We start from the raw sequence: 24,830 nt of genomic DNA, 5'->3' as shown, positions 1-24,830 counted from the left end.
GCAGGGCTTTCGGCTGATACAGCGCCTTCGCGAGCAGGCTCGCTCGCACATGGATTTGTGTAACCTTGCAGCCTGGTGGTGTCTGGGATCTGGAAGGTATGCGGTTTATTGTCGGTCTGTTGGCTTTGATGGTGCTGTCTGCTTGCAAGCCGCAGGACGCGCCACCCCTCGAGCAACAACTCTACGTCTGGCAACGCCAATGGACGCCGGCCCACGCGGCGTCGCTGCGTGACAGCCGCGATGACTTCTCGACGCTGCGCGTGCTGGCGCTGCAGGCCTTTCCCAATGCGCGATGGAACCGGGCGCGGATCGATGCGCAATTATTGAAAGCCGATGGTCGTCCGTTGATTGCGGTGATTCGTCTCGACGGCCAGCTCAAGTCGCTGGATCAGGATCAGGTCACTGTGCAGATTCTGCAGGTGCTTGCCGATTGGCAAACGCAAGGCCTTACGTTGAGCGGTGTCGAAATCGACCACGACGCGGGTAATGCGCGGTTGCCGGCGTACGCTGAATTTCTCAGACATCTGCGCTCGGCCTTACCGACGAATCTGCCTTTGAGCATCACGGCACTGCCGGCCTGGCTCGGCAGTGCGCAATTGCCAACACTCCTGCAAACCGTCGACAGCAGCGTGCTGCAAGTGCACGCCGTCAGCGATCCGCGCCGCGGTTTGTTCGATCCTGATCAGGCGTTGAAATGGGCCAAGGCCTGGGCGCGTGTCACTGACAAACCGTTCTATCTGGCGCTGCCGGCATACGGCGTTGCGCTGTTGCCCGATGATGGCGGGGCGCCGGTGGTGGAAAGCGAAGTGCAACTTGAGCGGGGTGGGCAGCGCCGGGAGCTGCTGGCTGATCCGCTGCAACTGAGCCAGCTCGGTCAGGCCTTGCGCGAAGACCCGCCGGCGCATCTGGCCGGATTGATCTGGTTTCGCCTGCCGCTGGTCAATGATCGTCGCGCCTGGAGTCTGACCACCCTGCGTGCGGTGGCCCGGGGTGATCAACTCAGCAGTCAGCTCGGTATGATGTTCAGCGAACACAGCGGTCTCTACGACATCAAACTCGACAACCCGGGCAACCTCGACAGTGCCTGGCCAGCGCGGATCACGCTGAAGGCACAAAGCTGTGAAGGCGCCGATGCGCTCGCCGGTTACTCATTGCAACAAAGCCCGGATCTGCTTACCTTCACCCGCCTGCGCGACGGCCGTTTGCCGGCGGGCGGCCAACGCGCTATCGGTTGGGCGCGTTGCGCCAATATTGATCAAGGAGGTTCGCATGTTGACCCGTAACTGGCCCCGCCATCTGCTCTGCCTGAGCCTCTGTTTGCCACTCGGTTCGGTGCTGGCCTGCGGACCGGATTTCCCGATGCGCCTGCTCGACAATCGCGGGCAGACCCTGGCGGATCTGCCTGAGGGCAACTTCAACTTCGAACTCAGTCGCCTCGGCAAAGCCATCGCCGGGCTGAAGAACGTCACCGCTGCAACGCACAATCCGAACGATATGTACGGTGAAGAAAATGCGGCCGTCGAGGCACGGGAGAAAGCCGAGCAGGTTGGACTGAGCGCCGAGCAGCAAGCGTTGGTCAAACAACTGCGCGGCCTGACCGATGCGCGTCAGGTCGAGGTGCAAGGGGCCAGTCTGCCGGCGGAAATCCGCTTGTATGTGGCGGGTGCGGTGGCGTTTGCCACGGGCGATCATCAACTCGCCGTCGCGTATTTCGACAAGCTGCTGGCGTTGCCGGCGGCGCAGCGTCCGTTGCGCAGTACGTGGGCGGCGTATTCTCTCGGGCGTACCTTGTTCGCCATGAGCAGTGGGGCCGGGGATTCAGTCGTGGCGCTGGAGCGATCGCGTGATGCATTCCGGCAGGCCCGGCAGATGAGCATCGACGGTTTTAGCGATCCGCTGGAGTTGGGCGTTGCCAGCCTCGGTGAAGAGGCGCGGGCATTGCGCACGGCTGGCGACTGGAACGGCGCCATTGAATTGTATGAAGCGCAGAACCTGCACGGCTCGGCCGTGGGTTACACCTCGCTCAAGCAATTGATGAATGAACTGGCGCAGTTGCCCGAGGCCGAGCTCGCCGGGTTGCTGCAGCACAAAGCCGTGCAGCAATTGGTCACGGCATCGCTGGTGAGCCGTCAAGGCTGGTCGTTTGGCGACGAGCCGCCGAACGAAAAGAAACTGGTCAAGCTGCTGCAAAACAGCACCCGTGGCAGTCTGGAAAACGCGGATCGTCTGGCGGCGATGAGTTATCAACAAGGCGATTACGCCGGCGCCAAGGCTTTCCTCGAGAACGCCGGTGACGGCGGGCTGGCGTGGTGGCTGCGGGCGAAACTGGCGGTGCGTGACGGTGATAAAAATACCGCCGCCGCAGCCTATTCGAAAGCCGCGCAAGCTTTCCCGCAGAGCGAAGACTGGGGTTATCGGCGTACGCCGGACTGGGCGTTTGAAACTGTTCAGCCGAAGTGTCGGGTCGAGGGCGAAAGTGCGATTCTCGCCTTGCAGCGCGGCGAATATCTGCAAGCGTTCGTGCAGTTGTATCGCAGCAACAGTGTCTATTGGTTCGATGCCGCGACCGTGGCCGAGCGTGTGCTGACGGTCGATGAGCTGAAAAAATACGTCGACGAAAACGTCCCGGCTCCGCCCGCGTTGACTCAGCAGGAGCGTGACAACTACGTACCGTTGCCGGTCGCCGCGAGCCTGCGCAATCTGCTCGGCCGGCGTTTGCTGCGCGAAGGGCATTACGCCGATGCGGTCGCTTATTTCGATAATCCCGACCTGCAAAACAAGGCCCGACTTTACGGCGAACAACGGCTGAAGGCCGATGCCGCGTGGTGGCCGACCAAACGTGCGAGTGCGCTGTACAACGCCGCGTGGACAGCTCGCGAGTGGGGCATGGACATTCTCGGTTACGAGATGGCGCCGGACTACGCCACGTTCGGTGGCAACTACAGCCTGGAAAGTGTTGAGTTGAAAGTCGGTCCGCTAGTGAGCGAGGCCGAAGTGCAACGGCAGGGCGCCAGTGCAGCGAAGCCGGATCAGCGCTATCACTACCGTTTCGTCGCGACCGAGCTTGCCGGGCGCGCCGCTGACAACCTGCCGCATACCAGTCAGGCGTTTGCGGCTGTGCTGTGCAACGCTGCCGGCTGGAACAGCAGCCTGGAAGATCAGAGTGCGCTGTATCAGCGTTACATCAAGGAAGGCCCCTTCGTACCGTGGGCGGTGGACTTCGGCAATCAGTGCCCGTACCCGGATTTCGAAAACGCCGACAAGCGTTACGTTACCCAAGTCACCGATGCTGTGCGCTCGTCGCTGAGGCCGTACAAGTGGCCGGTGCAGATCGGTGCCGGTGTGCTGGTCTCCGCCGCTGCCTTGCTCTTGATCAGCCGTCGCCAGCGCAAGGCCCGCAAAAGCTAAGCCTGCTGGACGAAGGTCAGGCGTACGGCAAAACCGATCAACAGACTGCCGAACAGCCATTGTTGTAAGCGTTGGGCCGTTGGACTGTGTTGCAGCCAACGACCCAGCGCTGCGCCGGTCAAGGCGTAAGCACTGTCGAACAGCAGGCCAACGCCGACCAGCAGCATGCCCAGCACGGCAAACTGGCTTAACACCGGCGCACCATCATTGACGATGAATTGCGGCAGCAGCACCGAACAGAACAACAACGCTTTGGGATTGAGAAGGTTAGTCAGCAATCCGCGGCGGATCGCTTCGCGCCATTGCCCGCGGGAATCGCCAGGCTCGCCAGCATTCAGGTTCGGCAGCAGGGTGCTGCGCAGGCATTGAACGCCGATCCACAACAGGTACGCTGCCCCCGCCAATCGCACCACCTCGAATGTCCACGGCGCGGCTCTGAACAGCGCGGCCAGCCCCAATGCCGCCAGCGCCACGTGACAACCACGGGCAACGCCTAGGCCGACTGCGGTGGCCAGCGCCGCGCCGCGGCCTTGCCGGGCACCGGTTTGCAAAAGCAGGATCATATCCGGGCCGGGCAGCAGATAGACCACCGCCAACGCCAGGAAAAACAGCCAGAGACTCGCCACGCTACACCCCTTTCGTTGTCGATTCGGTGAGCCAAGTCTAGGGCCGAAAGGTGAGGTAGGTGCTTGCGTAGTCCGCTTCAAAAGCCTGCTGTTTTGGCATAACCTGCTGGCTTTCGATGTAACAACTATCAGGATCTGCCAAACATGAAACTTGACGCCTTTGATCGCAAGATTCTCGCGGCCCTGCAACGTAACGGGCGTCTGAGCAATGTCGAGCTGGCGGATGAAATCGGCCTGTCGGCCTCGCCGTGTCTGCGCCGGGTGCGGATGCTGGAAGAGGCCGGGGTGATTCGCGGCTATCAGGCCAATCTCGATCGCGATGAAGTCGGGCTGGGACTGACGGTGTTTGTGGGGGTCAAGGTCGAGCGCCACAACGATGAACAGGCCGAGGCGTTTTACACCGCAGTGACGGCGTTGCCGGAAGTGATCTCGGCGTTTCTGGTGTCGGGAGAATCGGACTTTCTGCTGCAAGTGGTGGTGCCGGATTTGCGTGCGTACGACCGTTTTCTCAGCGGATGCCTGCTGAAGCTGCCGGGGGTGAGTGACATTCGCAGCAATTTTGCGATTCATACGGTGAAGACGCCGGGGGCGTTGCCGCTCGGACATCTTCCTCTATAGACCGAGTCGCATCCTTCGCGAGCAAGCTCGCTCCCACAGTGACCGCGCTCTTTCAGGCGTATCACGGTCAAATGTGGGAGCGAGCTTGCTCGCGAAAGCGGCAGTCCGGTCAATAAAGATTTCAGAAGCCTACATCTGCGTCGCCATCCCCTCGACATTCATCGCCGCCTGACGCAACGCCTCCGACCGCGTTGGATGCGGATGGCACGTCAACGCAATGTCCTCAGCCGACGCGCTGAACTCCATTGCCACACAAAACTCGCCAATCATTTCACTCACGCTCGGGCCGACCAGGTGTACGCCGAGGACTTCATCGGTGCGTTCATCAGCGAGGACTTTGGCGAAACCCTCGGTCTCATGGTTGATCTTCGCCCGGCTATTGGCGGTGAAGGGAAACTTGCCGACCTTGTAGGCACGGCCCTCGGTCTTGAGTTGCTCTTCTGTCTTGCCGACGCTGGCCAGCTCCGGTCTGGTGTAGATGACGTTGGGGATCAAGTCGTAGTTGACCTCGCCAGCCTTGCCATGGATCTGCTCGACGCACGCCATCGCTTCATCTTCAGCCTTGTGCGCGAGCATCGGCCCGGAGGTCACGTCGCCAATCACCCAGACCCCGGCGGCTTCGGTGCGGTGCTGTCTGTTGGCGAGCATGCCGCGCTTGTCCGTGCTCAGACCGACGTTTTCCAGACCGAGGCCTTGGGTGTACGGGCGACGACCTATAGCGACCAGCACGTAATCGGCTTCAAGCAACTCGGCCGTACCGCCAGCGGCCGGCTCGACGCTGAGTTGCACACCATTGGCGGAAGAGGTGGCGCCGGTGACTTTCGAGCTCAACTTGAACGCAATGCCCTGTTTGCTCAGTGAGCGTTGCAGGGTCTTGCCGGCCTCGCCATCGACGCCGGGGCAGATGCGGTCGAGGTATTCGACCACGGTGACCTGCGCGCCCAGGCGCCGCCATACCGAGCCCAGTTCAAGGCCGATGACGCCGGCGCCGATCACGACCAAGTGTTTGGGTACTTCACTGAGGGAAAGCGCACCGGTCGAATCAAGGATACGTTTGTTGTCGATCTCGACGCCGGGAAGTGGAGTGGGCTCGGAACCGGTGGCGATGATGATGTCCTTGGCGGTCAGTTCGACTTTGCCGCCCTGATCGTCGGTCACCGTGACCTTGCCCGGGCCGTCGATGTGGCCCCAGCCCTTGATCCAGTCGACCTTGTTCTTGCGAAAGAGAAACTCGATGCCTTTGGTCAGGCCGACCACGCTCTCGTCTTTCTGTTTCATCATTTGCGCGAGGTTCAGCGTCGGTTTGACTTCGATGCCGAGGTTGGCGAATTCCGCACCCGTCGCCGCCTCGTACAGCTCTGAAGCATGCAACAACGCTTTGGATGGCATGCAACCGACGTTCAGGCAGGTGCCGCCAAGGGTCGCACGACCTTCCACGCAGGCGGCCTTGAGGCCCAACTGCCCCGCGCGGATCGCCGCGTTATAGCCGCCGGGGCCGCCGCCCAGAATCACTAGGTCATAGTTGCTCATGCACTGGCTCCTGATGGATGAATGCGGATCGCTAAAAGTAGTTCTGAATAAAAATTACGAACGTAATATGTGCGTTTCCAGGCATTTCGGTCAAGGCTTCAGGCAAGCGACAGGTTGGGCATCTTTGAATACGCGTAATTGTGTACGAATATTTCACGTTTTCCGTTATATCGTAACGATATGAACCGCGAGCCAATGATATTGGGGTGATATGCAAGTTGATCTGGAGGTGGAAGGCACGCAAGTGACCGCACTGCCGCGTTTTCAGCAGGCGGCCACGCAGGGCAGACGTCTGCGGCGCTGGGCTTTGGGCCTCGGCTCATTGGCCGGGGCTGGCTGGGTGATGGCGTTTTTTGTCGGGCTGTTCGCGCCGCAATCATTGTGGCTACCGCTGCTGGTTAATCAGAGCGCGGCGCTGCTGGTGTTGGTCGCCGGGTTGCAATCAGCGTGGTGGGTGACTCAATGGCGCGCGCGGGTGATAAATCCTGTTGTGCTGGCGCCGAACGTCGATGAGGAGTTCTCTGCGCCGGATGGGTGGTACGAGCGCCTGCTGGATCGCCTCAGCCAGCGTGGTTTGCATGTGCTTGGCCAGATCGGTGCAGCGACGCTGTGGTTAGGTGGCTGGGCGTTGTTGGTGGCACTGAGCATCGAACAGGTATGGAGCCTGGCGCTGCCCGCCGCAGCCGTTGGATTGTCTGCCACTGTGGGCGCAGCGTTGGCGTTGCTGCTGGCGTTCGGCTTGTTGGTGCTGGAGCGACAACTGGCTCAGGAAAACCCGGCGCAATGGCCGGGAGCAGGCGCGTTGGCGCAACTGACGCGCGTGGCGATCATCAGTCTGGTGCTCGGCGCGCTGTGTTTGTTGTTCGCTGGCGAGAATGCCGTTTGGCCAGTTCGCGTTTCTGTACTGATGGGTATCTTGCCGGGATTGGTCGCGATCGAGTTGCTATTGCGCGCTGTTCTTTCAGTCTTCAGCCCTCGTCGCGACCAGCTTGAGCCAACGTTGCTGGCGCGCAGTTTTGTTGCCGACATGCTGCGTTGGCCACCTCAGCCTTTACTCGCGTTGCAGCACGAATTGCACAACCGCTTTGGCATCGATCTGCGCCAGATCTGGGCGTTCAGCTACATGCGCCGAGCGTTTCTGCCAGTGCTGGCGCTCGTCGCAGCGGTGGGTTGGTTGCTCACCGGTATCCATGAAATCCCCCTACAGGGTCGCGGTATTTATGAGCGTTTCGGCGAACCGGTGCAGGTGTTCGGCCCGGGATTGCACACAGGTTTGCCGTGGCCGTTGGGCCGAGTATTGATCGTCGAAAACGGCGTGGTGCGCGAATTGGCCACCAGCGTTGGCGAAAACCCGGCGCCGCTGCAAGTTGATCCCGCCGAGGGCCCGGCGCCGATTACAGCCAACCGCTTGTGGGACGCCAGCCATGTCAACGACAAGTCGCAAGTCATCGCCAGCAGCCATGGCGCTCAACAGAGCTTTCAGATCGTCAACATGGACGTGCGTTTCGTCTATCGCATTGGCTTGACCGATCAGGCCGCGCTGGCCGCTACCTATAACAGTGCCGATGTGCCAACGCTGATCCGCAGCACGGCGAGCCGGATCCTGGTGCACGACTTTGCCTCGCGCACGCTCGACGGTTTGCTCGGTGAAGATCGGGTCGGGCTGGGCGAGGAGATCGGTCGCGCGGTGCAAAGTGATCTGCAACAACTCAACAGTGGCGTGGAAATTCTCGCCACGGTGGTCGAAGCCATCCACCCGCCGGCCGGTGCCGCCAATGCCTATCACAGCGTGCAAGCCGCGCAGATCGGCGCCCAGGCGTTGATTTCCCGGGAGCGTGGTGCGGCGGCCGAAGCGAGCAATCAGGCGCAATTGCAGGCCAGCCTTGCTCGCGATCAGGCCAGCGCCAATGCCCGGGAAACCAGTGCCACCGCGCAGGCGGCGGATCTGAAGTTCACGGCCGAACAAAAAGCTTACGCCAGTGCCGGTCAGGCTTTCGTGCTCGAGCAATATTTCGATCAGCTCGGCCAAGGCCTGAGTAAAGCCAAATTGCTGGTGCTCGATCATCGTCTCGGTGGCAGCAGCAATGCGCCGACCATCGACCTGCGGACCTTCACGCTGCCGGCTGACCCGACGCCCGCGCGCACCATTGCTCAACCAGGAGTCGCCCATTGAGCCAGTCGCATACTCACGAACCGCATGATCACAGCGGCCACGATCATGGCCACGGCGGACATCACCATCATCACCATCACCACGGCGCGCCGGAAGAGGCGGGGCCTTTCCCGTGGAGACGCATGGGCTGGGCAGTGTTGCTGGTGGCCTTTGCCATCGCGGCAGCGAGCCTGGTGCAAGTGCGCTCGGGTGAAGCTACTGTGATTACCCGCTTCGGTAATCCATCGCGGGTACTGCTTGATCCGGGTTTGAGCTGGCGTTGGCCAGCGCCGTTCGAAGCTGCGATCCCGGTGGATCTGCGTTTGCGCACCACCTCCAGCGGCTTGCAGGATGTCGGCACCCGCGACGGTTTACGCATTATCGTGCAGGCCTATGTGGCGTGGCAGGTGCAAGGTGATCCAGACAATGTGCAGCGCTTCATGCGCGCGGTACAGAACCAGCCGGACGAAGCGGCGCGGCAGATTCGTACATTTGTCGGTTCGGCGTTGGAAACCACCGCGAGCAGTTTCGATCTGGCGAACCTGGTGAACACCGATGCCAGTCAGGTGCATATCGCTGAATTCGAAGCGCAGTTGCGTCAGCAGATCGATCAGCAATTGCTCGCCACCTATGGCGTGCGCGTTGTGCAAGTCGGCATTGAGCGTTTGACCTTGCCGTCTGTAACACTCACCGCTACGGTCGATCGCATGCGCGCCGAGCGTGAAACAATCGCTACCGAACGTACGGCGATCGGAAAACGTGAGGCTGCGCAGATCCGTTCCGCTGCTGAACGCGATGCGCGAATCGTGCAGGCTGATGCGACTGTGAAAGCAGCAGAAATCGAGGCGCAGTCTCGCGTCGAAGCGGCGCAGATTTATGGCCGTGCTTACGCCAGTTCGCCGCAGCTCTACAACTTGCTGCGCTCGCTGGACACCCTTGGCACCATCGTCACACCGGACACCAAACTGATCTTGCGCACTGACGCGGCGCCATTCCGCGTGCTGGTCGACGGCCCGCCAACACTCGACAGTAAATCCGGATCGCAGCCATGAATGAAGAAGTTCCACGTGGAACACATTCACTGAACAGTCCGTGGATTCAGGCCGGTCGTTTGGCATTTCTCGCCCTGTACGCGGTGACAGTGTTGGCCGCATTGGCTTGGGCTTTTTCCAATGTGCGACAAATCGATCCGCAGAATCGTGCTGTGGTTTTGCACTTTGGTGCACTGGATCGCGTGCAGAACGCGGGGCTGTTGCTGGCTTGGCCTCAGCCGTTCGAACAGGTGGTTTTATTGCCAGCTGCGGATCGGGTGATCGAGCGGCGGGTGGAAAACCTGTTGCGCAGCGATGAGGCCCTCAAGGCTGATCGGGTCGCTTCCTTTGCCGCACCAATCAGCGATGCGCTGGCGGGATCTGGTTATTTATTGACCGGTGATGCCGGCGTCGTGCAGCTGGATGTGCGGGTGTTCTACAAAGTCACTGACCCTTACGACTTCGTGTTGCAGGCCGATCATGTGCTGCCGGCGCTCGATCGATTGGTCACTCGTAGCGCCGTGGCACTGACCGCTGCCAGGGATCTGGACACCATTCTGGTCGCTCGTCCGGAGTTGATCGGCACCGACAATCAGGCTGCCGAACGTCGTGAAAAGCTCCGTGGTGACCTGGTGCAGGGCATCAACAAGCGCTTGGCCGAGTTGAAGGCAAGCGGGCAGGGCATCGGGATTGAAGTGGCACGGGTCGATGTGCAATCGAGTCTGCCCAATCCTGCGGTCAGTGCATTTAACGCGGTATTGACCGCCAGTCAGCAGGCCGAAAAAGCCGTGGCCAATGCGCGTACCGACGCCGAGAAACTCACACAGACCGCCAACGAACAGGCCGACCGCACACTGCAAGTCGCTCACGCGCAGGCCGGTGAGCGCTTGGCCAAAGCCTCTGCCGATACTGCCACGGTGACGAGTCTGGCAAAAAGTGCCGACCCGCAAATGCTCCTGCGCCTTTACCGCGAGCGTATGCCAAAGATCCTCGGCCAAGCCGGATCGGTCACAACGGTCGACCCGAAAGACGATTCCCGCCTGATCATTCAGGGAGCCAGTAAATGAATGCGACGACCGCTGCACCGAGCCTGTTGTCCTCGGCCGAACAACGCCGCGCCGCACGGCAACTGACTTTGGCGATGCTTGCGTTGGGTCTTCTGGGTCTGGGTTTGATCTGGCGTTGGCGGGTCCCGGAGCAAACCGGGGTCAGCCAGTTACTGTTGGGTGTTGCGTCTTTGTTGGTCGCGGTGCCGGTGATGCGTTCGGCGTGGTACAGCCTGCGTTATCCGAGCCTGCATGGCATCACCGATCAGCTGATTGCCTTGGCGATGCTCGGTGCATGGGCGACTGGCGATCTGCTGACGGCGGCATTGCTGCCGATCATCATGATCTTCGGTCATGTCCTGGAGGAGCGCAGCGTCATCGGTTCGCAGGAAGCGATTCACGCCCTAGGCCAATTGACCCGCAGCCATGCGCGCAAGATTCAGGCCGACGGCACGATCATCGAGGTGGACAACGGCACGTTGAAAGCGGGCGACACCGTTGAGGTGCGAGCAGGTGACCGGGTGCCGGCGGACGGTCGGGTTTTGTCTGGTCAAGCCAGTCTCGATACGGCTTCGATTACCGGTGAATCAGTGCCAGTCGAGGCGGGTGTGGGCATGACGGTGTTCGGCGGTGCGATCAATCTCGACGGTTTGTTGCGCATAGAAGTGACCCGCACTGGCGATGAGTCGACCCTCGGCAAAGTCATCGCGCTGATGCAGAACGCCGAGCGCTCGAAGCCACCGATCACGCGATTGCTCGAACGTTATGCCGGCAGTTACATGGTGCTGGTGTTGTTGCTGGCGGCGGTGACCTGGTTTATCACCAACGATGCGCAGGCAATGCTCGCGGTGTTGGTCGCAGCTTGTCCGTGCGCGTTGGTGTTGTCTGCTCCGGCGACGGCGATTGCCGGTGTCGCGGTGGCAGCGCGTCACGGGATTCTTATCCGCAGTTCGGCGTTTCTCGAAGAACTGGCTGACCTGACATCGCTGGTCGTCGACAAGACAGGGACGCTGACTTACGGCACCTTGCGTTTGCAGGCGATCAACAGCCCGCAAGCAGAGTCGTCTGCGGTCATGGCGCTTGCCGCCAGCCTCGGCGCGGCGAGTAGTCATCCTGTCAGTCGTGCACTCGCAGGGTTGGTCAGTCAGGATCAATATCTAACACTGAGTGATATTCACGAGCGTCAGGGGCTCGGTGTAGTCGCCACGACCGGGCAGGGCGAAGCGGCGCTCGGTCGACCAGAATTGTTCGCGCAATTGGGCATTGCCACGACCCAGGTTCCCGATCATGACGGCCCCATCGCCGGTCTGGCGCTGAACGGTGAATTCCTCGCCTGGCTGTTGCTTGCTGACAGCGTCAAACCGGAAGCCCGATTTGCCCTCAGTGAATTGCGTGAGTTGGGCCTTGGACGACAACTGTTGCTCACGGGAGATCGACACAGCGTGGCTCAATCGCTGGCCAAAGAGGTCGGTTTGCATCAGGTCGAAGCCCAGGCCTTGCCCGAGGACAAACTCAATCGCGTGCTCAAGGAAATCGACAATGGTTTCCGGCCGATGGTGGTCGGTGACGGCATTAATGATTCGCTCGCGCTGAAGGCGGGGGTGGTCGGTGTGGCAATGGGCGCCGGTGGTGCAGACATTGCGCTGGCCTCGGCGGACATCGTCTTGATTGGCAGCGACCTGCGCCGACTCGGCACCTGCGTGCGCCTCAGCCGCCAGTGCCGCCGGACGTTGCAGGTCAACGTGATCATCGGTCTGGGCTGGACGCTGGCCATTGTGGTGTTTGCCGCATTCGGCTGGTTGGGTGCAGCAGGGGCGATGATTGCCGCGCTGCTGCATAACCTCAGTACCTTGCTGGTACTCGGAAATGCCGGGCGGTTGCTGCGCTTTCAAGAGCCGCTACTGAAGCTCAAGAAAGACCTTTGAAATTATTTTTCGATCCGCTGTAACGCCGTTGGGGCGGCTCTCTCTAGTGCTATGTCGGGACTGAACAAACCTTCCAGCCGACACCCCTGACGATGACCGAGGATAAAAAAATGACGATCAAATCCGCTGCTGCCGGTGCCGCTCTCGCGTTGGCTGCCGCCACGATGTTTGCCGGTGTTGCCACAAACGCGATGGCTGCCGATGCCAATGTTCACTGCTACGGCGTGAACGCTTGCAAAGGTCAGAACGACTGCAAGACCAAAGACCACGCCTGCAAAGGCATGGGTTCCTGCAAAGGCCAGGGCTTCAAGGCGATGACTCAAGCGGCATGCGAAAAAGCCGGTGGCAAGGTCGGCGAATAACTGACCGGCAAGTGTCGCCGCAGTGGTTGGCGCCACTGCGGCCACTTTTTATCAGGAGTCCGCGCATGTCTGCTTCTATTGCTTTCCTGGGTTATGGCCTGGGTTTGCGCAGCGCTTATTATCAGCAGATCCTTGAGCAGTCGCCAGACGTCGACTGGTTCGAAGTGGTCTCGGAAAATTTCATGGTGCAGGGCGGTAAGGCCCTGTATTACCTCGACGCTATCGCCGAGCGCTACCCGCTGGTGATGCACGGCGTATCCCTGTCCATCGGCGGGCCGCATGCCCTCGATCGGGACTATCTCAAACAACTCAAGCAATTGGCCGAACGGGTCAAACCGGCATGGATCTCCGACCATTTGTGCTGGAGCCGTGGCAATGCCCATCATTTACATGATCTGCTGCCGCTGCCTTACACCGAAGAAAGCCTGGATTACATTGCCGCTCGGGTGATGCAGGTTCAGGATATTTTGCAGCGTCCGCTGGTGCTGGAGAACGTCTCCAGTTATGTCCGTGCCGCCTCGGATGATTTCACTGAGTGGGAATTTCTCGCTTTGCTTAGTCGCGTGAGCGGCTGCGAAGTGCTACTCGACGTGAACAATGTCTACGTCAGTTCACGCAATCATGGCTTCGATCCGTGGGCCTTTATCAGTAGCCTGCCCGTCGATAAAGTCCGCCAACTGCATCTGGCGGGGCACAGCGATTACGGCGATTACGTGATCGACACCCACGACCATCCGGTGAGCGATCCGGTCTGGGCGCTTTACCAACGCACACTCGAACACTTCGGCCCCTTGGCCACATTGCTGGAGCGTGACGATCATTTTCCGCCCTTCGACGAATTGCTCGATGAACTGCAAAAGGCACGTGAGCTGGGTAACAAGGTTCTGGCCGGGAGGCAGCAATGCGCCTGAAAGAATGGCAACTGGCATTCGAGTCGTTTCTGCTCGACGACGACGCTACGGCGAATCCGGGCTTGGGCAAAAGCCTGATCGGTGGCCCGACACTCGATGTCGGCACGGGACTGGCGATCTATTACAACGCTTACAAGGCGCGTCTGCTCGAAGTTTTGCGCAATGACTTCGTAGCGATCTTGCACTGGATGGGTGACGACGAATTCGATCGGCTCGCCAGTTCTTACATCCGCCATTACCCGTCAGGGCATTACAGTTTGCGCTGGCTGGGCAAAGGCTTCGAAGGCTTTATCCGTGAGCATCTGGTGCCGGAACAAAGCGCGCCACTTGCCGAACTGGCCTCGCTTGAATGGGCGTTTACACTGGCGTTCGATGCGCCGGCTGGGCAGCCGTTGACGCTGGAATCAATGGCGACGCTGGCCCCAGAGGAATGGCCTGAGCTGCGGGTGAAGCCAACGCCATCGCTGCAGTGCCTGGAATGCCGCTTCAACAGTCTTTCGCTATGGCGTTCGGTAAAGGAGGAGTCGGAATTCCCTGACAGCATGGAGCTCGACATCCCACAGACCTGTCTGATCTGGCGCAACCAGTTGATCTGCAGTTACCGCAGCCTCGATCCGGCGCAAGCCACGGCCCTCGATGGCTTGCTCAACGAAGGCTGGAGTTTCGCCGAACTGTGCGCCGAGTTGGCAGTCACTTATGGTGAGGGCGCGCCACTTCAAGCCGTTACCTGGCTAAAACAGTGGATTCAGGAAGGTTTGCTGGAGCGTCTGCAACGATAGTCAAGGCTAATCAAATCGATAGCCTGCTATTTTTCCGGGATGGTCTACCCTCAGATCTGACGTCTGAAACAAGGGGGGATTTTCCATGCTCGCGCAACTTCCACCGGCCTTACAGAATTTGCAGCTTCCGCTTCGCCTGCGACTCTGGGATGGCCATGAGTTTAATCTGGGGCCGGCGCCCAGCGTCACCATCGTGGTCAAGGACCCGCAGATGGTCAGCCAGTTCACCCATCCAAGCCTGGATGCGCTCGGAGCGGCTTTCGTTGAAGGCAAACTTGAACTGGAGGGCTCGATCAGCGAAGTCATCCGGGTCTGCGACGAATTGAGCAACGCTTTGCTCGGTGAAGATGACGACAGCCAGCCAGTACGTTCGGTGCACGACAAGGAAACGGACGCTAAAGCCATTTCCTACCACTACGACCTGTCCAATGCGTTCTACCAGCTATGGCTGGACAGCGACATGGCGTATTCCTGCGCGTATTTCGAAACGGGCAGCGAAACCCTCGAACAGGCGCAACAAGCCAAATTCCGCCACCTGTGCCGCAAGCTGCGTTTGCAGCCGGGTGACTATCTGCTGGACGTCGGTTGCGGCTGGGGTGGGCTGGCGCGGTATGCCGCGCGGGAATTCGGTGCCAAAGTCTTTGGCATCACCCTGAGCAAGGAACAACTGGAATTGGCGCGTGAGCGCGTAAAAGCCGAAGGCCTGGAAGACCAGGTCGAACTGCAGTTGCTCGACTATCGCGATCTGCCGCAGGACGGGCGTTTCGACAAGGTAGTCAGCGTCGGCATGTTCGAGCACGTTGGTCACGCCAATCTCGCCGAGTACTGCAAAACCCTGTTCGGCGCGGTGAAGGAGGGCGGTCTGGTGATGAATCACGGCATCACCGCCAAACACACCGATGGCCGACCGGTGGGACGCGGTGCCGGGGATTTCATCGAGAAATACGTCTTCCCCAACGGCGAGTTGCCGCACCTGGCGATGATCTCGGCCGAGATCAGCGAAGCGGGCCTGGAGATTGTCGACGTCGAAAGTCTGCGCTTGCACTACGCGCGTACGCTGGATCACTGGAGCGAGCGGCTGGAGGACAACCTTGAAGCTGCTGGCAAACTGGTGCCGGATCAGGCGCTGCGCATCTGGCGGCTGTACCTTGCCGGCTGTGCTTATGCATTTGCCCGGGGCTGGATCAATTTGCACCAGATCCTCGCGGTGAAGGCGCATCCGGATGGCAGCCATGAACTGCCATGGACGCGCGACGATATCTATAACCCTTGACACTGAATAATCCCCTCTCCCTCTGGGAGAGGGTCAGGGTGAGGGGTTTTTAGAGAATCGGCGAAATCAGCCGGGCGATCCGCATGCCGACCTGTTGCAGGCGGTGGATCTCCCGGCTTTCTTCTTTGGCAACTTCGTAGGCTTGTTCGAAATCGGCAATAAGCATGCTTTCCACGCTGGCGGCGAAGTCGCTGTCGACGGTCAGCAGCATCACTTCAAAATTCAGGCGGAACGAACGGTTGTCCAGATTGGCACTGCCAATGGCGCTGATTTCGCTGTCGATCAACACCACTTTCTGATGCAGGAAACCGGGTTCGTAACGGAACACCCGCACACCGGCGCGCACGGCTTCGAAGGCGTAGAGGCTGGAAGCGGCGTAAACGATGCGGTGATCGGGACGCGACGGCAGCAGTAATCGCACATCGACACCGCGTAAGACCGCCAATCTTAACGCTGCGAATACCGCCTCATCGGGGATGAAATACGGGCTGGTGATCCACACCCGTTCGGTCGCCGCATGGATCGCTTCAACAAAAAACAGCGAGCAGGTTTCATAGGCATCAGCAGGGCCGCTGGCGAGCAATTGGCAGAGCACGCCGTCATCCGGGTATTCATCCGGCAGTATCAGCGGCGGCAGGGTACGCGCAGCCCAGAACCAGTCCTCGGCAAACGACTCCTGCATGCATGCGACCACCGGTCCACGTACTTTCACATGGGTATCGCGCCACGGTGCCAGCGGTGGTTTTTCACCCATGTACTCATCGCCGACGTTATGCCCTCCGACAAAGCCGACCACGCCATCGACCACGACGATCTTGCGGTGGTTACGGAAGTTGACCTGAAAGCGATTGAGCCAGCCGCTGCGCGTGGCGAAGGCTTTGACCTCAACGCCGCCATCGCGCAATGCCTGCACATAGTTGTGGGGCAGGGCATGACTGCCGATGCGGTCGTAGAGCAGATGGATCGACACACCTTCGGCGGCTTTCTTCAGCAGCAGGTCGCGCAGACGTTGGCCGAGTCGATCATCGTGAATGATGAAAAACTGGATCAGCACCGCTTCTTTCGCCTGATCGATGGCCTGGAAAATCGCCTCGAAGGTGGCCGTGCCGTTTATCAGCAATTGCACTTCATTGTTCGCCAGGCACGGCATACGTCCCAGTTTGGGCATCGCGCGTAACGAGGCGTAGGCATTCGAGGCGCGCGCGGTCAGGGCTTCTTCCACCCACGGGCGCCAGTTCAGTTCGGAGATCGCCTGACGCATCTGTTCGTTGGCCTGACGCCGCGCCTTGATGTAACCATCAAAAGTGCTGCGGCCGAACACCAGGTACGGAATAAGCGTGAGGTAGGGAATGAAGATCAGCGACAATGCCCAGGCGATCGAGCCTTGAGCCGTGCGTACGGTGAGCACCGCGTGAACGGCTGCGATCAAGCCGAGGGTGTGTATCAGGGCGATCAGATAACCGAAAATGTGCGGTCCAAAATAATCCATGGGGCAGCCTTGCTCCGGAAGATTCAATGCTTAACAGACCATGTTCTGTCGCGAATGTCGCTATTTAATTGGTGCATGAACCGAAGCAATCGGCCGACGTCTAACGGCCACTACTGATCAGGAGTTTTTCGATGAACGTTCGTCTGCTGGGTTTGGCGCTGGGCCTGGGTTTGGCATTGCCGGTGGTTGCGCAGGCGCAGATGCTGCAGCCGGGGCTGTGGGAAATGACATCGAGCAACGTCAAGGTCGATGACCAGCCGATGGATGTGCAATCAATCCTTGGCCAGCTGCAAGGTCAGATGACCCCGCAGCAACGCGCGGCGCTGGAAAAGAACGGGATCAATATCGGCGGCAAAGGCATCCGCGCGTGTCTGACGCCGGAGCAAGTGGCGACCAATGATATCCCGTTGGCCGACCCGCAATCGGGTTGCAAACAGCAGATCACCGATCGCACGGGCAACCAGTGGAAATTCCGTTTCAGTTGCCCGAAAGCGCAGGGCACCGGAGTGGCAACGTTCCTCAGTGATCGTGAGTTCACCACCGTGGCCAACGGCACGTTCAACGCGATCGGGATCAATCAGAAGGGCAGTCTGGAGACTCGCGCAGTTTGGCTGGGCCAGGATTGCGGCGCTGTGAAGCCTAGGGCTTAAAAGCTTCGCGAGCAGGTGCGACGATTCGACCTGCTCGCGAAGGCATCATAACGTTCAGCGCATAAACCTCAGCGCCAACCCGCGACAACCCTCATTCACCCGGCCCTCCCGCCAGGCAATCTGCCCCGAAACAATCGTCGCATTCACCCGATGCCGAAAACTGCGCCCGGCAAACGGTGTCCATCCACACTGCGACAGAATCGGTTGTCGATCGACCTCCAGCGTTTGCCGTTCAGCCAGCACCAGATCCGCCCAATACCCTTCCCGTAAATAACCCCGATCCGGAATCGCAAACAGATCCGCGACGCGATGGCTGGTCTTCGCCACCAGTGTGGTGATTGGCAAAACCCCATCCGCCACCAGCTCCATTAACGCTGGCAACGCATGTTGTACCAGCGGTAATCCAGAAGGTGCCTGCGCATAAGCTCGCTGCTTTTCTTCCCAGGTATGTGGCGCGTGGTCACTGCCGATCACGTCCAGTAGATTGCTGTTCAGGGCCGCGCGCAACGCATCGCGATCGGTCTGAGTCTTGATCGCCGGGTTGCACTTGATCAAGTTCCCGAGGCTTGGGTAATCGCGATCATCAAACAGCAAATGATGCAGACAGACTTCAGCGCTGATGCGTTTTTGCGCCAGCGCTTTGTCCTCGAACAACGCCAGTTCACGCGCTGTGGTCAGGTGCAAAACATGGAGCCGAGTACCGTGCCGTTTGGCTAACTGGACCGCCAGTGAAGAGGAGCGATAACACGCCTCGGTATTGCGAATGAGCGGGTGAGCACCGGGCGGGATTCGTTCGCCGAACAGCTCACGCAGGTTGGCCGCATTTGCGTCGATACTCGGGGTGTGTTCGCAGTGGGCCAACAGGATCGTTGGCACCTCGGCGAACAGTCGCTCAAGAATTTGCGGATCATCCACCAACATATTGCCGGTGGACGCGCCCATAAACACTTTCACCCCGGCCACTTCGCAGGGATTGAGAGCCGCAACCGCGTCGAGGTTGTCCTGACTCACGCCAAAGTGAAAGCCGTAATTGGCCACCGAACCGAGCGCCGCCCGGCGCTTTTTGTCGGCCAGCGCTTCGAGGGTGAGGGTGGCCGGGTTGGTATTGGGCATGTCCATGAAACTGGTGATGCCGCCGGCAACCGCCGCCCGAGATTCGCTATGAATGCTGCCCTTGGCTGGCGCACCAGGCTCACGAAAGTGCACTTGGTCGTCAATCATCCCAGGCAACAACCATTGGCCATTCGCGTCGATTTCCACCTTGGCGCTTTCGCCTTCGATGCTGCGAGCAATCTTGACGATGCGCCCGTTGCTGACCAATAGATCGCCGTCGAACTCACGTCCTTCATTGACCAGCCTTGCATTGCGAATCAGCACGCTGCTCATGGTTCAGAACTCGTTCTGCAAGGCTTTGTAGCCGCGCACCAGATCGACGTTGGTTCGCGCCACGTCTTCGGAAAACTCCGAAGCGCTGACACTCACCGGTGGAAATTGCGAGAGGTCGGTATTCGGGCCGATGCGAGTCGTGGAGGGCACATAGAAGGCGGCCGGCAAATCGCGGCCGTCGACCACTGAGTTGTGTCGCACTACGCAACCATTGCCGACGACGCAGTTGAACAACACGCTGTTGAAACCGATGAACACGCGGTCGCCAACGACGCAGGGGCCGTGCACGATCGAGCGGTGGGCGATGGACGTGGACTCACCGATGGTCACTGCTGCGCCCGACTTGGAATGGATGACCACGCCATCCTGGATATTCGAATTGGCACCGATGGTGATCGGCTCCATTTCACCCGAGGCATCTACTTCGTCGGCGCGGATCACCGCGTAGGGACCGACGAACACGTTCTCACCGATCACCACTTTGCCGCAGATGATTGCGGTATTGTCGACGTAGGCTGACTCGGCAATTTGTGGCAAATCACCTGATGGGTTTTTGCGGATCATGGTTGGCTCAGCGCGTTGTAGAGGGTGTTGAGGTTGTATTGGAACAGACCGGTAAAGGTGCTGGCCGGACCACTCGCGGCGAGGGCGTCGGAGTAGAGCGTGCCACCAATGTGTGCGCCGCTTTCGTCGACGATCTGTTTGAGCAGGCGCGCGTCTTTGATGTTTTCCATGAACACGGCTTTGACGTGGGCTTGGCGAATCTGAGTAATCAGCGCAGCGACTTCGGCGGCCGAGGGTTCGCGTTCGGTGGAAAGGCCTTGCGGTGCCATGAAGTCGATACCGTACGCCTGACCGAGATAACCGAAGGCATCGTGGCTGGTGACGATTTTGCGGTTGCCCGGAGGCAGCGCCCCGAGTTTGGCTTTGGCATCGGCGAGCAGGGCATAGATCTGCTTCAGGTAAGTTTTGCTGTTGCGTTCGTAGTCGGCTTTGTTCGCAGGATCCGCAGCGACGAGTGCTTTGGTGATATTGGCGATATACAACTCGGCGTTCGCCAGATTATGCCAAGCGTGCGGGTCTGGAACGGTTTCGCCGTCCTCATCCAGTGAGCGGGGAATCACGCCATGACTGGCACTGACCACTGTGGCTTTGGTCTCGGTGCTGGTTACCAGCCGGTCCAGCCACGGCTCGAACCCGAGGCCGTTCTTGATGATCAGTTTGGCGCCGAGCAACGCTTTGGCATCGTCCGGTGTCGGCTCGTAGGTGTGTGCGTCAGCGTCCGGGCCGACCATGTTGGTGATCTGGATATGCTCGCCGCCGACCTGATGCACCATGTCGGCGAGGATGCTGAAGCTGGTGACCACCGGTAATTTTTCCGCCGCCGACAAGGACATCGACAGCATCAGGCTGAGCAACACGAGTAGAGCGCGCATCGGGAAACACCTCATTGGGATGTGAGCAAAGGCGGGCGGCGCAACAAACCGTGAACCGGCCCGAACACCACGGACAGCAGATAGCCGAGGCCCGCGACCAGCACGATGGCCGGGCCGCTGGGCAGCGAGTAGTAGAACGACAGCAGCAAGCCGAACCACACCGAGAGGCAACCTATGACGGCCGCGATAGCAATCAGGATCGGCAGACGGCGGCTCCAGAATCGCGAAGCGACGGCGGGAAGCATCATCAGTCCAACCACCATCAGAGCGCCGATGGCCTGAAAGCCGATCACCAGATTGAGTACGACCAGAGTCAGAAAGACGCCGTGGGCGATAGGGCCGAGGCGGCTGACCGTTCTCAAGAACAACGGGTCGAGGGTGTCGAGCAACAGCGGCTTGTAGATCAGCGCCATGGCGATCAGGCTGAATCCCGAAACCCATAACATGCCGGCGAGGGTCGGGCCATCGACGGCTAACGCCGAGCCGAACAGCAGATGCAACAGATCAAGGCGTTTGCCGGCGATGCCGAGAATCAGTACGCCGCTGGCGAGAGAAATGGGGTAGATCGCAGCGAGACTGGCGTCTTCGCGCAGGCCTGTGCGGCGGGTGATCCAGGCGGCGAGGCCGGCCATGCTAAGGCCGGCCCCAAGACCGCCGAGCGACAGTGCAGGCAGACTCAGACCGGCGAACCAGAAACCCAATGCAGCGCCGGGAAGTATTCCGTGGGCCACTGCATCACCGATCAGGCTCATCCGTCGCAGGATCAAGAACACGCCGAGCGGCGCGGTGCTGCACGCTAATACAAGACCGCCGAGCAGGGCGCGACGCATGAACACGAATTCGTTGAACGGTTGCCAAAGGTGAGTGACGGCGAGCATCAGGCCACCTGCGTGTGAGGGGTTTGCTGGATCAATTCGTTGCTGGCTCCGAACACGCATTCGCGGTTTTTGATCAGCAAGGTTTGCGGGATGTGCTGGCGTACGGCGGCGAGGTCGTGACACACGACGACCAGTGTTCGACCTTCGCCATGCCAGGTATGGATGTGCTGCCAAAGCAGTTGTTGGCCGAGCTCATCGAGTGCTGCGTGGGGTTCGTCGAGCAGTAGCACCGCAGCGTCGGTCAAACTCAGACGAGCGAGTAGGGCACGTTGTAGTTCCCCGCCGGATAGGGCCATGAGTGGACGCTGTTCAAGGCCGCTGAGGTGCCAGTTTTCCAGTGCGTCTTTGAAGCGCTGGTTTCGTAGTTGAGTCGATAGTCTTCGTCCCCAGAAACCAGCGACGACCAGTTCTTCGAGGCTGATGGGGAATTGGCGATCCAGATGCTGTTGCTGGGGCAGGAAGGACAATCCGCTTTGACGTGGAACACTGAGGGCAACGTTACCTGCCAAAGGTTTTTGCAATCCGGCGATGACCTTCAACAGGCTGCTCTTGCCGCAGCCATTGGCACCGATAATGGCGGTCAAGCTGCCACTGTCGAACTCAAGACTCAGCGGGGTCGTTAGTGGTTGGCCGGGTGCGCCCCAACTCAGGGATTGGCAGCGGATCATGCTTGTTCACGCTGCCAGTGGCTTTCGGCGACGGCATCGTGGGCGTGCAGGCTTTCGGCGTGAATGACTCGGAGGTTGAATGCGCTGACTCCTGGGGTGCGACGCAATGCCAGATTCAGCCGACGCGCGGCATCTTCACAGAACATCAGGTTCTGGCCGTTAGCGAGGGCGAAGGCTTGTTCGTCCGCGCGTTTTACTGCGGTTTGTACAGCGGTGCCAAGGGCCGCTTCGGCGTCATTGATAATCACGCTCAATGGGAGCTCATCGATGAACTCGTCGAGATGTAGATGCAGTCGCGCGGTGCTGCGCTGGCTGTGAGGCGTTGCGACGATGCCATGGGTGGAGCCGAGCCAGGCCAGAACGTCTGCGTGATGAAGGCTTTTATTGGCAAAGTCGTCGATGAATTGCTGCTGGATCAACTGCCGGGCCAGTGCCGCGGAGCACGGGCAAGTCGAGGAGTAGGGCACTTCTATTTGGAGTTCCACGTGGAACACTTTGTTTTTCAGGCTGGCCAAAATCGTCGCTGGATAGGACTTCCAGCCAGCCAATGGACTGATCAACGCTGGCCTTTTCATCAGCAGATCAGTGTGAATATTCAGGTAAGCACGGCTGGATAAACCTTCGTGGCTTTCCAGAAAACGCTTGAGCACCTGGTGCAGAAGAGCGGGTGTCACGCGCTTCTGTTCGAGCGCTTCCAGAGCCAAATACAGTCGCGACATATGAATGCCGCGCGCCTCGCCGTCATCCAGACTCACTCCGGCGTCAGCCTTGGCACTCAGGTGTTGGCCTTCCAATAAAACAGGTAATGCGATTCCGTGCATGCCCACCCATTCGAGTGGCAGAACTTGGCGAGCGGTCTGCGCGGCGATATCCGGGAGTGAAAGCGAATTCATGTTCGGGACCATCATGGTGATTCAATTCAATGTTACATTATAACAATGCGAATCACGATGTCTTTTTCATGAACGGGTTTTCATATGCACAGACGTCACGTGCTCAATCTGATTTTGGCCAGCGCTGCTTTCGCTTTGCCCTTCAGTGTGTCAGCTACGCAAATTCGCCAGGCACGACTTTGGCGATCTGAGGACAAAGTCCAGTTGGTGTTCGACTTGAGCGGGCCGGTTCGCTACAGGACCTTCACACTCAATGCGCCTGAACGGCTAATCATTGATGTGAGTGGGGCTAGCTTGAGCGGCGATTTCAGTCAGTTAGCGCTGGATGGCTCGGTTATACGGTCGATTCGATCCGGGCCTTTTGGTCTGGGTGATACGCGGATTGTTCTTGATCTAAGCAATCCCGTGCTGCTGAACAGTTTCCTTTTGGCGCCGCAAGACGGGCAAAGTCATCGCTTGGTATTGGATTTGGTCAGCGCGAATCCGATGCCAGTAGCCCCAAAGGTTCCACGTGAAACACCGCAGATTAGCGCTCATCCGAAGCGCGACATCATCGTAGTCGTTGATCCGGGACATGGCGGCAAGGATCCCGGCGCGGTTGGCGCCAAGGGCGAACGGGAAAAAGATGTAGTGCTTTCCATCGCGCAGATGCTGGCTAGGCGTTTGAAAAAAGAGAAAGGCTTCGACGTAAAACTGGTACGCAATGATGACTTTTTCGTTCCATTGCGCAAGCGCGTGGCGATCGCCCGTCAGCACAAAGCCGACATTTTTATCTCGGTGCATGCCGATGCAGCGCCGCGTCTGACGGCATCTGGCGCATCGGTATATTGCCTTTCTGAGGGTGGCGCAACGTCGGCGACTGCACGCTTCATGGCGCAGCAAGAGAACGGCGCGGACCTGCTTGGTGCGACAAGCCTGCTCAATTTGAAAGATAAGGATCCGATGCTCGCCGGGGTGATTCTCGATATGTCGATGAACGCGACAATTGCTGCCAGTTTGCAGCTCGGCAGCACGGTGCTGGGCAGCCTTGCCAACATTACGACTCTGCACCAGAAGCGCGTGGAACAGGCCGGATTCGCAGTACTGAAATCGCCGGACGTGCCTTCAATTCTGGTGGAAACCGGCTTCATTTCCAATGTGCGCGACAGTCAGCGTCTGGTCACCGCTCGGCATCAGCAAGCCGTGGCAGACGGGTTGTTCAAAGGGTTACAGCGCTACTTTGAAAAGAATCCTCCCGTTGACAGCTACCTTGCCTGGCAGCAAGAGCAGCATAAGGCGCAGGTCTAACAGCCGGTAATCCGGCTGCAAGTGAACTTCGCGCTGCTACCACCCGAGCTGGAGAAGCGATTGATCGTCGTCCAACCGACGCGTCGTGTGTAGCCGACCCAGGCTTCGCCGTCAGAGGCGATGCCGGTGAAGAACGTCAATTGGCCGAAACGGCTATTGGTTTGCGCCCAATAACGCTGGCCAGCCTTTTCAAACCCACGCAGATAAAGGGTGCTGCCGACGGTATTGACGCTATAGGCGTCGCCGTCGACATCGACGCAGGCCAACAGATTTGCGCTGCGTGTGCAGGTCGCAAGCGCCGGTACCTGAGCCGATGCATGGCCGATCATCAACAATCCAAGGCTCAACAACGAGCATTTCAGCGCAGTCTTCATTACGAATTCCGGAGTGGTATCGACTCAGCTTCCTGCGGTTTATCGCTCAAGACAAGAGGAAGGCTGGTTTATTAGTGGTGTTATACTATAACATAAATGATGACCGAG

At 59.4% G+C, this 24,830-nt stretch carries 23 protein-coding genes; 13 read left to right on the top strand and 10 right to left on the bottom strand.

Annotation, left to right across the window (positions count from 1 at the left end; genetic code table 11):
- Positions 1 to 98: 98 nt before the first annotated feature.
- Together ACZ0A4_RS23935 and ACZ0A4_RS23930 are read left to right on the top strand one after the other, a co-directional pair.
- The gene (locus ACZ0A4_RS23935; protein WP_463576578.1) at positions 99 to 1,283 is read left to right on the top strand and encodes a DUF3142 domain-containing protein; all 1,185 of its coding nucleotides are present in this window, start codon (positions 99 to 101) and stop codon (positions 1,281 to 1,283) included.
- The gene (locus ACZ0A4_RS23930) at positions 1,270 to 3,408 is read left to right on the top strand and encodes a hypothetical protein (RefSeq protein ID WP_463576577.1); all 2,139 of its coding nucleotides are present in this window, start codon (positions 1,270 to 1,272) and stop codon (positions 3,406 to 3,408) included. The genes ACZ0A4_RS23935 and ACZ0A4_RS23930 overlap by 14 nt, the downstream gene beginning before the upstream one ends.
- Here the strand turns inward: ACZ0A4_RS23930 and ACZ0A4_RS23925 are convergent.
- The gene (locus ACZ0A4_RS23925) at positions 3,405 to 4,034 is read right to left on the bottom strand and encodes a LysE family translocator (RefSeq protein WP_463576576.1); all 630 of its coding nucleotides are present in this window, start codon (positions 4,032 to 4,034) and stop codon (positions 3,405 to 3,407) included. The two genes, ACZ0A4_RS23930 and ACZ0A4_RS23925, sit on opposite strands and share 4 nt — an antisense overlap.
- A gap of 144 nt (positions 4,035 to 4,178) precedes the next feature.
- On the opposite strand from ACZ0A4_RS23925, the gene ACZ0A4_RS23920 reads away from it, so the two are divergent.
- Entirely contained in the window at positions 4,179 to 4,652 is a 474-nt protein-coding gene (locus ACZ0A4_RS23920; protein ID WP_141126007.1) for an Lrp/AsnC family transcriptional regulator, read from the top strand.
- 129 nt (positions 4,653 to 4,781) lie between these two features.
- On the opposite strand, the gene lpdA is transcribed toward ACZ0A4_RS23920, so the two are convergent.
- Positions 4,782 to 6,182, bottom strand: coding sequence for a dihydrolipoyl dehydrogenase (gene lpdA, locus ACZ0A4_RS23915; RefSeq protein ID WP_463576575.1), 1,401 nt, complete (start codon positions 6,180 to 6,182; stop codon positions 4,782 to 4,784).
- A gap of 211 nt (positions 6,183 to 6,393) precedes the next feature.
- Here lpdA and hflK (ACZ0A4_RS23910) point away from each other — a divergent pair, with 211 nt between their 5' ends.
- The 8 genes from hflK (ACZ0A4_RS23910) to cfaB all read left to right on the top strand — a co-directional run bounded on the left by hflK (ACZ0A4_RS23910) (position 6,394) and on the right by cfaB (position 15,661).
- Positions 6,394 to 8,355, top strand: a complete 1,962-nt coding sequence (gene hflK, locus ACZ0A4_RS23910) for a protease modulator HflK (RefSeq protein WP_463576574.1) — start codon at positions 6,394 to 6,396, stop codon at positions 8,353 to 8,355.
- Entirely contained in the window at positions 8,352 to 9,386 is a 1,035-nt protein-coding gene (gene hflC, locus ACZ0A4_RS23905; protein WP_463576573.1) for a protease modulator HflC, read from the top strand. Before hflK (ACZ0A4_RS23910) ends, hflC begins: the two co-directional genes overlap by 4 nt.
- On the top strand, positions 9,383 to 10,432 hold the full coding sequence (hflK, locus tag ACZ0A4_RS23900) for a protease modulator HflK (RefSeq protein WP_463576572.1): 1,050 nt from the start codon (positions 9,383 to 9,385) through the stop codon (positions 10,430 to 10,432). Before hflC ends, hflK (ACZ0A4_RS23900) begins: the two co-directional genes overlap by 4 nt.
- Positions 10,429 to 12,336 (top strand): heavy metal translocating P-type ATPase, encoded by a 1,908-nt coding sequence (locus tag ACZ0A4_RS23895; RefSeq protein WP_463576571.1) that lies wholly within the window; start codon positions 10,429 to 10,431, stop codon positions 12,334 to 12,336. The genes hflK (ACZ0A4_RS23900) and ACZ0A4_RS23895 overlap by 4 nt, the downstream gene beginning before the upstream one ends.
- 110 nt (positions 12,337 to 12,446) lie before the next feature.
- Positions 12,447 to 12,698, top strand: a complete 252-nt coding sequence (bufA2, locus tag ACZ0A4_RS23890) for a BufA2 family periplasmic bufferin-type metallophore (protein ID WP_141126001.1) — start codon at positions 12,447 to 12,449, stop codon at positions 12,696 to 12,698.
- 65 nt (positions 12,699 to 12,763) lie between these two features.
- Complete coding sequence (gene bufB / locus ACZ0A4_RS23885; protein ID WP_463576570.1) at positions 12,764 to 13,609, top strand: MNIO family bufferin maturase; 846 nt, start codon at positions 12,764 to 12,766, stop codon at positions 13,607 to 13,609.
- Positions 13,600 to 14,388, top strand: a complete 789-nt coding sequence (locus ACZ0A4_RS23880; RefSeq protein ID WP_463576569.1) for an HvfC/BufC family peptide modification chaperone — start codon at positions 13,600 to 13,602, stop codon at positions 14,386 to 14,388. Before bufB ends, ACZ0A4_RS23880 begins: the two co-directional genes overlap by 10 nt.
- A gap of 85 nt (positions 14,389 to 14,473) precedes the next feature.
- Positions 14,474 to 15,661: a C17 cyclopropane fatty acid synthase CfaB gene (gene cfaB / locus ACZ0A4_RS23875; RefSeq protein ID WP_463576568.1), complete on the top strand. Its 1,188-nt coding sequence runs from the start codon at positions 14,474 to 14,476 to the stop codon at positions 15,659 to 15,661.
- Positions 15,662 to 15,710: 49 nt separating this feature from the next.
- Here the strand turns inward: cfaB and cls are convergent, their stop codons facing one another.
- Positions 15,711 to 17,150, bottom strand: a complete 1,440-nt coding sequence (cls, locus tag ACZ0A4_RS23870; protein WP_463576567.1) for a cardiolipin synthase — start codon at positions 17,148 to 17,150, stop codon at positions 15,711 to 15,713.
- 131 nt (positions 17,151 to 17,281) lie between these two features.
- On the opposite strand from cls, the gene ACZ0A4_RS23865 reads away from it, so the two are divergent.
- Positions 17,282 to 17,800 (top strand): DUF3617 domain-containing protein, encoded by a 519-nt coding sequence (locus ACZ0A4_RS23865; protein WP_034152149.1) that lies wholly within the window; start codon positions 17,282 to 17,284, stop codon positions 17,798 to 17,800.
- A gap of 54 nt (positions 17,801 to 17,854) precedes the next feature.
- Here the strand turns inward: ACZ0A4_RS23865 and ACZ0A4_RS23860 are convergent, their stop codons facing one another.
- From ACZ0A4_RS23860 to folE2, 6 genes are read right to left on the bottom strand one after another with little or no spacing between them, the layout of a single operon-like run.
- Positions 17,855 to 19,186 (bottom strand): dihydroorotase, encoded by a 1,332-nt coding sequence (locus ACZ0A4_RS23860; protein WP_463576566.1) that lies wholly within the window; start codon positions 19,184 to 19,186, stop codon positions 17,855 to 17,857.
- A 3-nt stretch (positions 19,187 to 19,189) separates the two neighbouring features.
- The gene (locus ACZ0A4_RS23855; protein WP_463576565.1) at positions 19,190 to 19,750 is read right to left on the bottom strand and encodes a gamma carbonic anhydrase family protein; all 561 of its coding nucleotides are present in this window, start codon (positions 19,748 to 19,750) and stop codon (positions 19,190 to 19,192) included.
- The gene (locus tag ACZ0A4_RS23850; protein WP_463576564.1) at positions 19,747 to 20,622 is read right to left on the bottom strand and encodes a metal ABC transporter substrate-binding protein; all 876 of its coding nucleotides are present in this window, start codon (positions 20,620 to 20,622) and stop codon (positions 19,747 to 19,749) included. The genes ACZ0A4_RS23855 and ACZ0A4_RS23850 overlap by 4 nt, the downstream gene beginning before the upstream one ends.
- Positions 20,623 to 20,633: 11 nt before the next feature.
- The gene (locus ACZ0A4_RS23845; protein WP_463576563.1) at positions 20,634 to 21,500 is read right to left on the bottom strand and encodes a metal ABC transporter permease; all 867 of its coding nucleotides are present in this window, start codon (positions 21,498 to 21,500) and stop codon (positions 20,634 to 20,636) included.
- On the bottom strand, positions 21,500 to 22,168 hold the full coding sequence (locus ACZ0A4_RS23840; protein WP_463576562.1) for a metal ABC transporter ATP-binding protein: 669 nt from the start codon (positions 22,166 to 22,168) through the stop codon (positions 21,500 to 21,502). The genes ACZ0A4_RS23845 and ACZ0A4_RS23840 overlap by 1 nt, the downstream gene beginning before the upstream one ends.
- On the bottom strand, positions 22,165 to 23,061 hold the full coding sequence (gene folE2, locus ACZ0A4_RS23835) for a GTP cyclohydrolase FolE2 (protein ID WP_463576561.1): 897 nt from the start codon (positions 23,059 to 23,061) through the stop codon (positions 22,165 to 22,167). The genes ACZ0A4_RS23840 and folE2 overlap by 4 nt, the downstream gene beginning before the upstream one ends.
- A gap of 84 nt (positions 23,062 to 23,145) precedes the next feature.
- Between folE2 and ACZ0A4_RS23830 the strand changes: the two genes are divergently transcribed.
- Positions 23,146 to 24,348, top strand: a complete 1,203-nt coding sequence (locus tag ACZ0A4_RS23830) for an N-acetylmuramoyl-L-alanine amidase (RefSeq protein WP_463576560.1) — start codon at positions 23,146 to 23,148, stop codon at positions 24,346 to 24,348.
- On the opposite strand, the gene ACZ0A4_RS23825 is transcribed toward ACZ0A4_RS23830, so the two are convergent.
- Positions 24,345 to 24,722, bottom strand: coding sequence for a glutamine synthetase (locus ACZ0A4_RS23825; RefSeq protein ID WP_463576559.1), 378 nt, complete (start codon positions 24,720 to 24,722; stop codon positions 24,345 to 24,347). The two genes, ACZ0A4_RS23830 and ACZ0A4_RS23825, sit on opposite strands and share 4 nt — an antisense overlap.
- Between the last annotated feature and the right edge of the window lie 108 nt (positions 24,723 to 24,830).

The organism is Pseudomonas sp. AC172 (assembly GCF_979258595.1).
This window is presented reverse-complemented; position numbering and strand designations above follow the sequence as displayed.